This window comes from uncultured Sunxiuqinia sp., assembly GCF_963974515.1.
In the GTDB taxonomy this organism is placed as follows: domain Bacteria; phylum Bacteroidota; class Bacteroidia; order Bacteroidales; family Prolixibacteraceae; genus Sunxiuqinia.
Window position 1 is genome coordinate 14781 of the sequence record NZ_CAXBDD010000048.1, and the last position, 14694, is coordinate 29474.

The window sequence follows — 14694 nt, forward strand, 5'->3', positions numbered from 1 at the left end:
GGTACCTCGGAGGTACTCCCCTGAGTAAATAGGAAAACTGTCGGGGGATTGGGCACCTCTTTCTTTCAGCGGCTGAACCTTTTCTTTTACGCGTGTATTAATTGGCAAACAACATGCTGATATGAGCTTTCAACAACTAAAAACCTGGCTGGGGTGGGGTGTTTTCCTGGTTTCGGTCGTGGTTTACGGGCTGACCCTTGAACCGACCCTGAGTTTGTGGGATTGTGGTGAATTTTTGGTTTCGGCTTACAAGCTCGAGATTTCACATGCGCCGGGCGCTCCCCTGTTTATGTTGCTGGGGCGGGTCTTCGCCTTGTTTAGCTTCGGACAAGTGGAACAGGCGGCCGGGATGATCAATTGGGTATCGGCCCTGTCGAGTGCGGGAACGGTTATGCTGCTGTTTTGGATTTCGGTTTGGTTGATGGAAAAAATGGCGCCCCGGCGCACCCCGGCTATTTTGCTGGCCTCTCTGGTTGGTGCGCTGGCTTTTGCCTTTACCGATTCGTTTTGGTTTTCGGCTGTTGAGGCCGAAGTGTACGCCCTGTCGTCTTTGTTTGTGGCGCTGGTGTTGTGGGCTGCCACCCGCTGGGAGCGCGAAGCCGGTGAACCGAAGGCCAATCGCTGGATTTTGCTCATCTTCTTCTTCACCGGACTTTCGATCGGTGTTCATCTGCTCAACCTGTTGGTGTTGCCTACGGTGGCATTGATCATCGGGTTCAAAAAATACCGGGTTTCGCTAAAAAATATGCTGCTGGTGCTCGCCGGGTCGGGTTTGTTCATTGTTTTGCTGATGAAGGTCTTCATTCCCGGCGTCTTTTCATTGGCCGGTCCGCTGGAGTTGATTGCGGTCAACCAATTGGGGCTGCCCGTTAACAGCGGCTTCTATTTTTATTTGCTTTTACTGGCGAGTTTGCTTGCTGTGGGCTTAATGTACTCGCACCGCAAGCAAGAGCCTACGCTAAACCTGGCTTTGTTGTGCCTTTTGTTTTTAATGATTGGATACACCTCCTACCTGACGCCGTTTATCCGTTCGGCAGCCAATCCGCCGGTTGACCAGGGAAATCCGGAGACGACTTTCGAACTGATTAATTACCTGAACCGGGAGAGTTATGGCAGCCGCCCCATCTTGTACGGCGAAACCTATGGTTCGGTCCCGTTTTCGTATACCGATCGGGTGAGTTATGAATTCGATGGCAGGCAATACTATTCGGTGAAACTGAATCCCAAGGTGACCTATGCCGAGGGGACGACAAGCTTTTTCCCCCGCCTAAATAGCGATGAAAAACAACACCGGCAGGCATACACCAATTGGGTGAAGCTTCGGGGAAAGTCAGTTCGCTACACCAGCAAATCGGGTGAACGGGGGCAAACCACCATCCCAACCTTCGGTGAGAATCTCCGCTATTTCACACGCTACCAATTCGGGCACATGTACTGGCGCTACCTGATGTGGAATTTTGTGGGCCGTCAGAACGACATTCAGGGGTACGGTGATCCGGAGAACGGAAACTGGCAGTCGGGGATTTCGTTATTCGATACGCAGCGCCTGGGAGATCCGGCCGAGTTGCCAAGCGAGCTGCGGCAGAACAAAGGCAGAAACAGTTATTTCTTCCTGCCTTTCCTCCTCGGAATCATGGGGTTGCTTTTTCATTACCGAAAAGAAAAAGAAACCTTCCTTGAAATGCTGGTGCTGTTTGGAATTATGAGTTTTGGGCTGGTAGTTTACCTGAATGAAATTCCGGTCACGCCGCGCGAGCGCGACTATGTTTATGTGGGTTCGTTTTTCGTGTTTAGCCTTTGGATCGGGCTGGGGGCGCTGGCTGTTTTTGATTTTTTGCAGACGAAGATCCGCCAAACACCGGCTTTAATCCTGGCCGGCTTGCTGACATTTGCCGCAGGGCCGGGCATTTTGCTGCATCAGAATTACGATGATCATGACCGCTCGGGCCGCTATTCGGCACGTGACATAGCCCGCAACTACCTGATGTGCTGCGAGCCCAATGCCATCCTGTTTACCCATGCCGACAACGACACCTATCCGCTGTGGTATTGCCAGGAAGTGGAAGGCATCAGGCAGGATGTGCGGATTATTGTGATGCCTTACCTGAATGCCGGTTGGTACATGCAACAGGTCACCCGCAGAATTTATGACAATGCCGGAGTTAAATTGTCGGTTCCCGTTGAAAAATACAGCCGGGGCGAAGTGGATTACTTGCCGGTTGTTCCCCGTATTCAGGCCGCGCAGGATTTGAGGCGGGTACTGGCTTTTGTTGCCAACGATAGCTCACAAACCAAAATGGGCCTGCAGTCGGGCGGTGAGGTCAACTTTATTCCGGTGTCGGACATGTACCTGACCATTGGCAGTGAAAAGATCCCGGTGCGGCCCGACAAGGAATACCTAATACGCAAGGACCTGGGCTTTTGGGATATTTTAAGCTCGAACGTTAACGAGCGCCCCATTTACTTCACCTCTCTGGCTGACCCGCGTCAATACGGATTGCAGGATTACCTTCGCCTTGATGGCTTGGTTTACCGGCTGATTCCTGACCATCATCAGGCCCGGTCGGCGGCGGAAACAGGGCAGGTTGATCCGGAGATTTTATATCGTAACTTAATGGAGCGTTGCCGTTGGGAGAACCTGAAAGATCCGGATATTTATTTCGATTGGCACCACCGGCGTCTGTTTGCTTCGGCACAAATCAGGCCGGCATTTTACCGCTTGGCCAAGGCCCTGGTTGACGATAACCGCAAGGACGAAGCCCTGCGCGTGCTTCACGAAATCCGGGAAATCATGCCATTTCGGAACTGGCCGCTGGATTATTATTCTATTTTATTGAATGAGTTGTATTTCAAAATGAATGAAAAGGAGGCGGGGGAGAAGCAAATGAGGGAGCTGGCGGCAAACCTTGATGAATGGATCAACTATTATTTGAAGTTGGGTGAGTTGACGGGAGCCGGTTTGGCTCAGGAGTTGGAAATAAAACTTTTTCTGTATCAAAGCCTGGGTTCAATGGCCAGTTCCAATCATCTGCCCATGGCCGGCACGATGAGTGAAAAGCTGAATGCTTACCTGGCACTAATGGAACCGCGGGCGCCTTAGAAAATGCTGTCGTTAGTGGTTTTTGAATCCGGATGAAACAAAGTGGAATCGATGACCACACTTTGCAGAACCCTTGTTGAGTCACCTGTGGCGTGTGGGCCCGGGTTACGGTTTAAATCGGGCTTGATCATGACAAAAAGAAAAAGAACGGAAGCGACAACAGCTTTCACGCCCATCCCGTTCGTCGAAAAAATCCAGCCCAAAAATCCGCTAAACGAGTTTTGGCGGGCTTTGCTTTTGACTGATTTTAGCATGAATGCATAGTTGAGCTGGTTTTCAACGCGCGAAGCGGGCTTGCCAATGGTATCCTGCCTGATCAAATCTGCTAATTGTTTTTCACTCATTGCCTCTTGGTTTAAAATTCAATTTCTCCTTTTAAGTACCGAAACTTGTCGGCTAAAAACTTTCGGGTATAAAAAAGCCTCGATTTTATTGTTCCCGGCGCCAGCTCGAGCATGGCGGCAATCTCTTTTACCGCAAAACCTTCGCGGTAGTGCATAATAAAAACCGAACGGTGTTCGGGGTTCAGTTCATCCAAACTGCAAAAGATTCGGTTGATCAGCTCTTCATTCGATATTTCAAGTGGAAGTTCCGGATCGACCTGCTTCTCTGTTGCCGGACAGTTCTTGCGAATTTCGCGCCGGCGGTATTCGTTTTTGCATAAGTTGTACGCCACCGAAAATACCCAGGTCCTAAACGGATAAGCGGGATTGAAACGTCCGGGCTGTTCAATGATTTTCAGGAAAACATCCTGCAAAAAATCATTGGCCAAAGCCTCGGAGTTGCCCAGCATGCGAAAGAAGTAGTAGTACAAGCGGTCTTTGTAACGGTTGTAAAGCAAGTTAAACGCTTGCTGGTCACCGTTGCCAATATACTGCATCAGTTGTTCGTCCCTTTTTATTTTTTTGTTTTGCCCTGACATGCGTTTTTTGGTTGCTTTACGATCAGAAAGATCAAACTACTGTATGTTCCAATCAGGAGCAGTGGGGCTAACGTAATCCGTCGGAAACTGAAGATTCCAGTATCAAAAAGATCCGGATCGTGGTTGGCCGGGCCGCTCATCAGTACGCAAGCTAAAGTTAATAAAAGAAGGGCGACAACGAGCCCTAAATACTTCATTCTGTCGAATAACATGGCGCAACTTTTTGAACCAGTACACGTGAGATTGAAAAGGTTCAAAATTTGTTGGTTCGATTGATGGATTTTTTTAGATCCCTCCTGCCTGCGTGACAGTTAATCATCAGGAGTTGACTCGTTGTGTGGCTTCCATGTATTTCAATACAAATCGGATTTCAGAATAACTGTAATCATCACCAAGAGCTGATTTCACCTCAGTCATTGAACGATTGGCGTTTTTTTTAAGCTGATTCATAATTGCTTTTTGTTTGCCGGCCTCCACCAGCCGGTCGATTGGCAGTTCTCCCTCACCAACAAACTGAGCCAAATGGCCTTCGATGGTAGTGGTCGCCAGTTGCCGTTCGGCTGCAATTTCTTCGACCGACTTACCCGCTTTGAATAAGGCGTAGCTCAGGTGTTTGGAATCGAGCGTGGCTTTGGCCGGTTCTTTTTCGGCATTCAGCGGAAGCTCCAGCCCTTTAGCGTTGCGGTAGGCCAGAGTCATTTCCAGAATCTCCTTACCAAATTGTTGCATTTTTTTGCCGCCCATTCCTTGAATTCCTTTCAGTTCAATGCGGGTGGCTGGTAGCTTTTCAACGATCTCCAACAAGGTCTTTTGGCGAATGATTCGGGCGATTTCCACCTTCAAGTCTTTTGCTTTTGATTCGCGCCAGGCATGCATTTCTTTGAAAAAGTCGGGGTATTTGGCAAAGGCGACATTGCCCGAACCCGTGGCGGCTTTCTCGCTTCCAAGGTCAATTACTGCCCGGGCCCTGGCTTTCAGGTAGTCTTTCAAGATAAATCCATCCTGACAACTTGCAAGTCCGCTGCGTTTGATGTTCATCTCTTTCCTGAGTTTTACAAGAGCCTCTTGCAGGCTTTTGCGTACCGCTGCGTTATCGGTTTCAACGGAGGTTGATTTAATGGGATGTTCAAGGAAGGTTTCCAGTTTTTCGAGAAAGTAGGGGCAGGCTTTTTTGATTCGTTCCTGCAACGGCTCATTTTGTTCTGCGTCTTCACTCTGCCGGATTAATTGCCGTATTTGTCGCTCAAACTTATTCGCTATGCCAATCAGTTCGGTTTTTAAATGTTCACTAATGGTTTGCAATTGCTGGTTGAGGTTGCCCAAAAGTAAGGCGCCATGCTCGTTGCAAAGTTTTTGAAGGTATTGGATTTGCCACAGGATGGGCTTAAAGTCAAACAGCTCGCTTAGCAGTTGTAGTTGGTAGTCTCTGCGCGACTCGAGCAATTCTTTTTCACCAGGTTGGTTTTGTTCAACCCGATCAGTAAATGACACCACTGTCCCGTCGCTTTTAACGCTGTGGGTTTCAATGAGGGTACTTAGTACCAGCCCTTCGAGCGATTTGCAGCGGCTCAGTGCCACATACACCTGTCCATGAGCAAACGACTGTCGGGCATTGATAATCGCTTTTTCAAACGTCAGCCCCTGGCTTTTATGGATGGTAATGGCCCAGGCCAGCTTCAGCGGAAACTGCTCAAAAGTACCAATCACATTTTCTTCAATCTCCTGGGTCGTTTTGTTCAGCGCATACTTGGCATTTTGCCACTCGTCGCGCTCAACCACAATCGGTTCTGTTTCGCCCTCACATTGAACGTCAATCGAATCTTCATTAATGCGGAGCACTTTCCCGATCTTACCATTGTAATATCTTTTTTCTGCCGAACTGTCATTTTTGACAAACATCACCTGGGCACCTGCTTTGAGCACCAACTCAATCTCTGTCGGGTACATGTACTCCGGAAATTCGCCGTGTACATTAGCTTGGAAAAAGTGGGCTTTGGTTTTGAGTTCCTTCAGTTTTGAATGATTGATTTCCTGTGACTGGTGATTGTGGGTGGTCAGGGTGATGTAACCTTCCTTGTCGTCGGGATTGAAATTGGGCTGATAACGTTGATTCAGCGTATGAAGTGTCGTTTCATCCATCCGGTTTTCGCGAATCTGATTGAGCAGGTGAATGAAATGCTCGTCACTTTGCCGATAGATATGTTTCAGTTCAATACCGATGAAAGAGGCCTGTTTTAAGGCCCGGCTGCTAAAAAAATAGCAGGTGTCGTAGTAATTTCTCAGCAGACTCCATTCGTCATCTTTCACGACCGGAGCCAACTGTTGCAGGTCGCCAATCATCAGCAGTTGAATGCCCCCAAAAGGTTTACGGCGATCACGAAACCGGCGCAGCACTTCATCGATGGCATCGAGCAAGTCGGCACGAACCATGCTGATTTCATCAATCACCAGTAAATCCAGGCTCCGGATGATGTTAATTTTTTCCTTGCTGTAGCGTTTAATGCCAGTCGGTGCATTTTGTCCCGAAGGATTGCTGACGGAGAGCGAAGGGTTTGCTTGCGGTACTTGCGGGCCAAACGAGATCTGGAAAAAAGAATGAATGGTAACTCCTCCGGCGTTGATGGCTGCGACACCTGTGGGTGCAACTACCACCATGCGCTTGGGTGATTGTTTTTTTAGCTTATGCAGGAAGGTGGTTTTTCCGGTGCCGGCTTTTCCTGTGAGAAAAATATTTTGATTGGTGTAGTGCACAAAGTCGTGTGCAAGCTGTAATTGAGGATTGTCGTCGGTTTTCATGTTCTGGCTGGCTCTGTTTTATTGGGTGAATCTTGTATTATAGCTTGCTTGAAGTTTTGTTAAACAAAAATACGGAAAAATTGTGTGGGATAAAAATTGAAGCCTGGTTTTTTCAGGGTTGGTTTCCCCATTTTCTTAAACCAAAAAATAGATATTTGGAATTGCTGATTTTGAAACCACAGAATTCCACACGACCAAAGCGGGAAACGGATTGGAAAACTTGCCGGACTATACGATTTTCTTGCCGTGAAACTCGCTGGCGTGGATGGTTTGACTGAGTTCTGATAAGTTGTTTCTGGTGACTTTGCCGGCGGCTATGATGGTGATTCGGCCATCAGCCTGTTGGATGAGTTGAGTTAAGATTTCGGCGCCTTCAGCAGCTGTTGTCTTTGTTCCCGAGGTTAAAATCCGGTCAACTCCCATTTGAATGAGCGTTTCCAGTCCTTTCAGTGGATCTTTCAGCTCATCAAAAGCTTTGTGGAAAGTTACCTGCATGGGACGTGCCAGTTCAACGAGCTTTTGGGTATTGACTATGTCAATCTCACCATCTTTTGTCAGCAGTCCAAACACTACCGCAGGTACGCCCAGCTGCTTGCAGCAGTTAATATCCGCCTGCATTATCTGGAGTTCTTCTTTCGAATACACGAAGTCGCCACCCCGCGGACGAATCATCACGAAAGATGGAATGGTCAGTTTTTCTACGCAAGCTTTTATAGTTCCGAACGATGGCGTGGTACCACCAACGGCCAGGTTTTCGCATAATTCAACGCGGCTCGCTCCGGCTTTTTGAGCAGCCAGCGCTTGGGCGAAATTTTCGATGCAGGCTTCTTTTATAATCATGTTGATTTAGTTGGTTGAAGTTTTTACCGTTTCGCTAAGATTCTTTGCCAACGAACTGGCCGCCAGCCAGGCCGTGGAGTAAGCAATTTGCAGGTTGTATCCTCCGGTGTTGGCGTCGAGGTCAATCACTTCGCCTGCAAAATAAAGGTTTTTAATCAGTTTCGACTGCATGGTTTTGCCATCAATTTCGCTGGTGCTTACACCTCCTGCGGTAATGATGGCCTCTTTGAAGCCGCGGAAGTCGATCACATCAAACGACAGATTTTTCATCAGCAACATCACTTTTCGACGTTCCTTTGAATTCATTTGATGCCCTTGTTTTTTTCCATCAATTTGTAGTTCGTTCAGGAAGACCGGGATGAGTTTGGACGGCAGCCATTCTTTAAAAATATTTTCAATTTGTTTTTTCCCGTTCGCATCCAAATCCCGAATCAGGCGAGCATCCAGTTTGTTTTCGTCGAGCGCTGGTTTCAGATCAATACTGATGCGCACGTGCTTTTTCTGATTAAGGGCATCAACAACCAGTCGGCTTAAGGTCAGGATGATGGGGCCGGTTAGACCGTAGTGGGCAAAAAGCATCTCGCCAAATTCCTCCTGTGCTTTTTTGTTGCCGATCCAAACGCTGGTATTCACATTTTTTAGGCTGAGTCCCTGAAGTTCGGCTGCCATCTTGCCCGAAGTGACCAGCGGAACTAATGCCGGTCGCGCGGGTTGAATGGAATGGCCAAGCTGTTCGGCCAGGAGATAGCCATCGCCGGTGGAGCCGGTTGCAGGATAGGATTTCCCGCCCGTACAAAGAATGACTGCCGCTGTGGAAACGACTTCGCGTTGTCCATTCCGTTGCAGCCGAATTCCGGTTATCGCTTCTTTTTCAGCAAGAATTTCTTCTACTTTGGAAGAGTAGATGATGTCCACTTTGCGTTTTTTCACCCAACTCATCAGGGCGTTGAGTACTTCGAGCGCACTGTTGCTCGTGGGAAAAATCCGGCCACCACGTTCAACAGTTGTTTCCACGCCTTCACCAGCCAGCAGTTGAATGATTTCTTTGGAAAAGAAAGCACCAAATGCCGGTTTCAAGTATTTCCCGTTTGGGAAAATATTCTTGAAATAAGTGGATTGATGGGCGTCATTGGAAATGTTACAGCGGCCTTTCCCGGTGATGAGTAACTTGCGTCCGGCCGAACGCATTTTCTCCACCAGTAAAACCCGAGCTCCCAGTTCGGCTGCCCGTCCCGCCGCGATTAAGCCAGCCGGGCCGGCTCCAATAATGACCACATCATAGTTGCTTGTCTGTTCTTTTTTCGACATTCGATTCTTCTTAGGCTGGCAAAAGTACAGGTTTTCAACTAACTTTTTGATATGCTTTTAATTTAAGTCCCGGTATTTGGATAAGCACAAAAAAAGCAACCCAGAGGCTGCTTTTTAAATTCATTCCATGTTTCTTTTACTTGGTCAACAAATACTTGTTGATGTTTTCAATAAACATGTTCTTCGTTTCTTCTTCCGAGCGTCCAATTCCTGCCATCATGACTGGTTTTCCATCCATGGGTATGTACAGGAAGGCCGGAATGCTCTGAACGCCGAATACACCAGCCAGTTCACGTTCTTTCTCTGTATCGATTTTATAAACGTCAATTTTGCCTGCAAACTCATGCGATACTTCTTCCAAAATGGGTGAAGCGATCCGGCATGGGCCACACCAGTCGGCATAGAAGTCAATAACAACGGGTTTGTCTCCCAAAAACTTCCATTCCTCGGGCGATTCCTGGTAATTCCAGACTTCTTTCAGAAACTCGTCTTTTGAAATTAGAACTGTTCCCCCTTGCTTTTCGTCCTGCGAAACACTTGCAGTTTGTGTTTCGGCGGTCTCGTCATTCGTTTTTCCATTGCCGGTTGCGCATCCAGCGGTCGTTACAGCTGCCAATGCGATTACTGCTAAGAACTTTTTCATGCTATTTGTTTTTTATTGAATTTCAGTTATTGAATTATTTTAAAAATATAAAAATGCAAATATATAGAAAATTAAATATCAATGATTGTGCCATTTTCGGATTCGAGTTGTTTTGTCAGGTGCAATTTTTTTTGTGGTTGACGCAACCCCAAAGCCTAACTATGTATCTATTGTGTGTAAATTCAAACTGAAAAAGGAGAAAAAAAATGAAGACGCTTTTGAAATTTAGTTTAATCGGAATGCTGGCCATAGGTTTGTTCAGCTGTGATTTAAATGATGATGACGATTATTCTTTAGGGAAATACTGGGTTGGATTCGGTATTGTTGATGTGGAAAACGGATCAGATTACACCATCAAGATGGATGATGGATCTGAGCTTTTTCCGGTAAACAGTGCAATTCATTGGCATGAAGACGACGACAGTACGCGTGTTCTTGTCAACTACACCATTCTTGACGAGAAGCGGGTAAATGAAGAGTATGAGGAATACTACGTGCGTGTTAATTCAGTGAAAGATATCTTGTTTAAAGGTATTTTGGATATTACCGAAGAAACTGAAGATAGCATTGGCAATGATCCGATTCATGTTGAAGATGTTTGGACTGTTAATAACATGCTGACGTTTGAACTGCAGTATTTGGGAAGTAGCCGGATTCACTATGTGAATTTGGTGAAGGAGCCTGGTGAGCTGACCGCCGATGATGAGCCAATTCAACTGGAGTTGCGGCACAACGACCGCGATGATTATCCCAGCTACCACATGTCGGCCTTTGTTACGTTTGACCTGAGTTCGCTTCAAATTGAAGGGCAGGATTCGGTGATGTATACCGTAACAGGAAAAGATTACCATGGTGAAGTTTTTGAGTATGATGGAACTTATCGCTATTGATGGGTGATTGCATCAATTGGTTAAGATGATGGCACCTGTCCCGTTTCGGGGCAGGTGTTTTTGTTAAAATATGCACTTTACGCGACAAGATCATTTTATTATCCTTTTCAAAATCGTATTTTTCGGGTCCTGAAAAATGAGATTAATCGATGAAAAAACAACTTTTCTTATCTGTTCTGGCCTTACTGATTGGTGCCGGAACAAAATCAACCGCTATGGCAGAAGAACGAAAAACGTATATCCCAGAAACTCCTGTGCTAACATCTGATGTCATGACCCCTGAGGTTTTATGGTCGTTTGGACAGCTTGGAAACACGGAGCTTTCGCCCGATGGACAAACCGTCTTGTTTGGCGTAACGTATTATGACATTAAAGAGAATAAGCCGTACCGGGAGTTGTACACGGTTCCTGCGAAAGGAGGCGAGGTGAGTCGAATCACCAATACAGCACTCAACGAGTCGGGTGCACGATGGCGTCCCGATGGGAAAAGAATCGGGTATTTGTTTGCTGCCGACGGAGAAACCCAGCTTTGGGAAATGAATGCGGACGGATCCGATCCTGTGAAAATATCTCAAGTTGAAGGCGGAATTACTGGTTTCAAGTATTCGCCTGATCAGAAACACATTTTCTACACCAAATCGGTCAAGCTTGATGACGACATTCACGATTTGTTCCCGGATTTACCAAAAGCCAATGCCCGCCTGGAAGATGACTTGATGTATCGCCACTGGGACAAATGGCATGACTACACCTACAACCACATCTTTGTGACCGAATACGGACAAGGTGAAATAACATCGGGGAAAGACATTCTGGAAAGTGAAAAATTCGATAGCCCGGATAAGCCATTTGGCGGATTGGACGAAATTGTTTGGAGTCCGGACGGAAAGCAACTGGTTTATTCATGCAAAAAACTGACCGGAAAAGAATATGCCCTTTCAACCAATACCGATTTGTATTTGTACGATTTGGAGTCCGGGCAAACGACCAACCTCACCGAAGAAAACAAAGGATACGATAAAAGTCCGCTTTTTTCGCCCGATGGAACAAAGCTGGCTTGGACCAGCATGGCCCGCGATAGATACGAAGCCGACCAAACCCGTTTGTTTGTGCTGGATTTGAAGACCGGCAAAAAGACCAATTATTCTGAAGGTTGGGAGCAGAATGCCAGCCATTTAAGTTGGTCAAGCGATGGAAAGCTGATCTATTTTATCAGCAATATTCATGCAACCGACGAAATTTACAGCCTGATTTTGAAAAGTGGAAAAATAAGTCGCCTGACCGATGGGATACACAATTACCAGTTGGCTATTGAAACAGCCGATGGAAAATTGTTGGCTCAAAAAGTGTCCATGTCGCAGCCAGCCGAATTGTATTTAGTAAACCCGGAAACAGGCGAGGATGAACCGCTGACGACAATCAATAAAGGCTTGCTTGATCAGTTGGAGATGGGTAAGGTGGAAGAACGCTGGGTGAAAACAGTAGATGATAAAGACATGCATCTGTGGGTGATTTATCCGCCACATTTCGATCCGAACAAGAAGTATCCAACCTTGCTGTACTGTCAGGGCGGACCGCAGGGAACGGTAAGTCAGTTTTGGTCAATCCGTTGGAATTTTCAGATGATGGCGGCTAACGGTTACATTGTTGTTGCGCCAAACCGCCGGGGCTTGCCGGGCTTCGGAATGGAATGGCTGGAGCAAATCAGTAAGGATTATGGCGGCTTGAATATTCAGGATTACTTTTCGGCGATTGATGCCCTGGCCAAAGAACCCTTTGTTGACAGGGAGCGGCTGGGCGCTGTTGGTGCCAGTTATGGGGGCTTTTCAGTTAATTACCTCGCGGGGCATCATGAAGGACGTTTTAGCGCGTTTATTTCACACTGTGGCATTTTTAATTTCGACCAGATGTATGTTACAACTGAGGAAATGTGGTTTGAAAATTGGGACATTGGCGGTCCGTTTTGGGAAAAGGACAATCGGGCAGCGCAGCGATCATACAGCTTTTCGCCACACTTGTTTGTTGAGAAGTGGGACACTCCGATTCTGGTTATTCACGGTGAAAAAGATTTCCGGATTCCGTATACGCAGGGAATGGGGGCGTTTAATGCAGCTGTTCTGCGCGATGTTCCGGCTCAGTTTCTTTACTTTCCCGAAGAGAATCATTGGGTTACTTCGCCCCAAAATGGGATTGTATGGCAGCGGGTTTTTAAACAGTGGCTGGATAAATGGCTGAAATAGTAGCGTCAGTTTAATAAGATAAGGTGAACGATCTATCTTTGAGTTTCTATGCATGGTGAATTTTCATCCTGAAGAAAGGAGTCGAAGTCCAATTAAAGCGTTGGAAAATAATTGCATTCCACCGCTTTTCACTTTTTTTAAGCCAAGTTGGTTTCGTAATTAGAAATCCTCTTGAGAGATTTTGTATGATGCTACATCTTCCGGGTTTCCTTTTCAAGATTAGCCGCCATTTCTATCGGCACTTTCAGCGTGAAGGTGCTTCCCTTTTTGGGAATGGAACAAACTGTCAGTTCGCCACCCAATATTTTGGTAATACGTTTTGAAATGGCCAGTCCAACACCAATACCACTATAAACCCGGGTGCTTGAATCATCGATCTGCCTGAAAAAGTCAAAAATCAATTCTTGCTGATGTTGAGGAATTCCGATTCCACTGTCTTTAATTTGGATGGAGAGGCTGTTGTCAGCTATGTCTGCCCGATACTCGATGGTGCCTGATTTAGTGAATTTTATGGCATTTTTTAACAGGTTGATGATGATTTGGTTAATTTTGATTGAGTCCGCAATGAAATGATTGCTAATAAAATTAGGCGATGGGTTGTACCGTAGTTTCAGGTTCTTTCCTTTTTCCGATGAGTTCAACATTTCATCCAGTAATGTCTTATGCTGAAGAAACATGTCACTGCCTTTTAGATATTCTTTTCTTATTTGGACATAGGACTCGTCGGCCAGAGCCAAGTTTAGAATATCTTCGATTATTTGCAGTAAATTTTTTCCGCTTCGATATATTTTATCAGCAAAATTACTGATTTCATCCGTTGGTATTTTGTTCATCCTTAGCAGGTCGCTAAAGCCAAGAATGTGATGCAGCGGTGTACGCAACTCGTGGTTTACTGTTGCCAAAAAAGCGGATTTTAAGTGGTCACTTTCCTCGGCTTTTTCTTTCGCTTTTACCAATACTTTCTGATGAATATTGGCATTCAGTGCACTTGCAATGGCGTGGGCGACTGTATTCATGAGATGGATGTCGGCTTCAAGCCACGATTTTTCCTTAAGAACTGAGTCGAATCCCATAAAACCAAGAAGGTTTTTCTGGAAATGAATAGGAACCACCAACAGCGAAGTAATCGATTGGCTCCGTAAAATTTCTTTTTCCGCCCCGGCATCAATTGGTAGTTCTTTCACTCGTCTTATGTAGATGTGCTCAAGTTTGGTCAGCTTTTTCATCCACCAGGGGAAGATTGATACGGGCAGGTTTTGTAGTCTGGTAATCTCGGGACAGATGCTGGTTGCATGCCATTCATGGGTGTTATCCATGAACGAGTTATGGTCGCGGAACTGAAATACATAGCAACGATCGACTGCCAGAAATTGACCAATTTTTCGGAGTGTGCGGTTGATTACGTCATCTAAATCACTAAGCTGAATGCCTACAAAATCTGATGAGATTTCAGAAACCATTTTTTCAATTTCGTAGCGGTATTGAAGCTTGGTTTTTGATTGATAAAGTTCAGAAATGTCGGTAGATGTTCCACTCAATATGCTTGGATTTCCGAAAGAATCGAGTTCTGTAATTCCACCGTTGAACTGAGCCCAAACCCAGTCTCCGTTTTTGTGCTTTAGTCTTGTCCTGAATGAGAAGTGTTTGGTGTTTGTTTGTATAACATTATTCAGGATCTCTTTAATAATTTCGCGGTCTTCCGGATGGCAGCGTTTAAACCAACGTTTGGCACTAAAAGGGTAAAGTTCTCCGGGGGTGCATCCGATGAGTTGAGCCCAGGCTTCATTAACCATGAGTTTGTCGGTGTCAATGTTCCAATGCCAGATGCCGGTTTGAGCGGCATTCAATGCAGTTTGGAGGATACGTTCCTGAGATGGCTTTATTTGCTGTTTTTGTTCCAAATGGGTTAATATTAGCTTCCTAAAATTAGAGTTTAATTTTTCATCCCTCGCATA

General features: G+C 46.1%; 10 protein-coding genes. 3 read left to right on the forward strand and 7 right to left on the reverse strand.

The genetic code is table 11. The features are described 5' to 3' along the window. Nucleotides 1-121 precede the first annotated feature (121 nt). On the forward strand, nucleotides 122-3100 hold the full coding sequence (locus tag AAC033_RS11545; protein ID WP_339738221.1) for a DUF2723 domain-containing protein: 2979 nt from the start codon (nucleotides 122-124) through the stop codon (nucleotides 3098-3100). Here AAC033_RS11545 and AAC033_RS11550 read toward each other — a convergent pair. From AAC033_RS11550 to AAC033_RS11575, 6 genes are all read right to left on the reverse strand, one after another. Beyond that, nucleotides 3097-3444 (reverse strand): hypothetical protein, encoded by a 348-nt coding sequence (locus tag AAC033_RS11550; protein WP_339738223.1) that lies wholly within the window; start codon nucleotides 3442-3444, stop codon nucleotides 3097-3099. The two genes, AAC033_RS11545 and AAC033_RS11550, sit on opposite strands and share 4 nt — an antisense overlap. An 11-nt stretch (nucleotides 3445-3455) precedes the next feature. Further along, nucleotides 3456-3980 (reverse strand): RNA polymerase sigma factor, encoded by a 525-nt coding sequence (locus tag AAC033_RS11555; RefSeq protein WP_339738225.1) that lies wholly within the window; start codon nucleotides 3978-3980, stop codon nucleotides 3456-3458. Between the two features lie 360 nt (nucleotides 3981-4340). Next, entirely contained in the window at nucleotides 4341-6818 is a 2478-nt protein-coding gene (locus AAC033_RS11560; protein ID WP_339738227.1) for a helix-turn-helix domain-containing protein, read from the reverse strand. 228 nt (nucleotides 6819-7046) lie between these two features. After that, nucleotides 7047-7658 carry a copper homeostasis protein CutC gene (locus AAC033_RS11565; protein WP_339738229.1) on the reverse strand — a complete coding sequence of 204 codons (612 nt, stop codon included), beginning with the start codon at nucleotides 7656-7658 and terminating at the stop codon, nucleotides 7047-7049. Between the two features lie 6 nt (nucleotides 7659-7664). Beyond that, nucleotides 7665-8966, reverse strand: coding sequence for an NAD(P)/FAD-dependent oxidoreductase (locus AAC033_RS11570; RefSeq protein WP_339738231.1), 1302 nt, complete (start codon nucleotides 8964-8966; stop codon nucleotides 7665-7667). A gap of 136 nt (nucleotides 8967-9102) precedes the next feature. Next, the gene (locus tag AAC033_RS11575; protein ID WP_339738233.1) at nucleotides 9103-9609 is read right to left on the reverse strand and encodes a thioredoxin domain-containing protein; all 507 of its coding nucleotides are present in this window, start codon (nucleotides 9607-9609) and stop codon (nucleotides 9103-9105) included. Nucleotides 9610-9815: 206 nt separating this feature from the next. On the opposite strand from AAC033_RS11575, the gene AAC033_RS11580 reads away from it, so the two are divergent. Continuing rightward, entirely contained in the window at nucleotides 9816-10499 is a 684-nt protein-coding gene (locus AAC033_RS11580) for a NigD-like protein (protein ID WP_339738235.1), read from the forward strand. Between the two features lie 149 nt (nucleotides 10500-10648). Continuing rightward, a complete protein-coding gene (locus AAC033_RS11585; RefSeq protein WP_339738237.1) occupies nucleotides 10649-12739 on the forward strand; it encodes a S9 family peptidase in 2091 nt (696 codons plus the stop codon). A gap of 191 nt (nucleotides 12740-12930) precedes the next feature. On the opposite strand, the gene AAC033_RS11590 is transcribed toward AAC033_RS11585, so the two are convergent. Continuing rightward, nucleotides 12931-14694 (reverse strand): ATP-binding protein (locus AAC033_RS11590; protein ID WP_339738240.1); only part of this gene is annotated, 1764 nt, incomplete at its 5' end.

Coding starts and splice junctions, on each gene's coding strand:
- AAC033_RS11545 (WP_339738221.1), top strand. CDS start 122: ATGAGCTTTCAACAACTAAAAACCTGGCTGGGGTGGGGTGTTTTCCTG.
- AAC033_RS11550 (WP_339738223.1), bottom strand. CDS start 3,444: ATGAGTGAAAAACAATTAGCAGATTTGATCAGGCAGGATACCATTGGC.
- AAC033_RS11555 (WP_339738225.1), bottom strand. CDS start 3,980: ATGCAGTATATTGGCAACGGTGACCAGCAAGCGTTTAACTTGCTTTAC.
- AAC033_RS11560 (WP_339738227.1), bottom strand. CDS start 6,818: ATGAAAACCGACGACAATCCTCAATTACAGCTTGCACACGACTTTGTG.
- AAC033_RS11565 (WP_339738229.1), bottom strand. CDS start 7,658: ATGATTATAAAAGAAGCCTGCATCGAAAATTTCGCCCAAGCGCTGGCT.
- AAC033_RS11570 (WP_339738231.1), bottom strand. CDS start 8,966: ATGTCGAAAAAAGAACAGACAAGCAACTATGATGTGGTCATTATTGGA.
- AAC033_RS11575 (WP_339738233.1), bottom strand. CDS start 9,609: ATGAAAAAGTTCTTAGCAGTAATCGCATTGGCAGCTGTAACGACCGCT.
- AAC033_RS11580 (WP_339738235.1), top strand. CDS start 9,816: ATGAAGACGCTTTTGAAATTTAGTTTAATCGGAATGCTGGCCATAGGT.
- AAC033_RS11585 (WP_339738237.1), top strand. CDS start 10,649: ATGAAAAAACAACTTTTCTTATCTGTTCTGGCCTTACTGATTGGTGCC.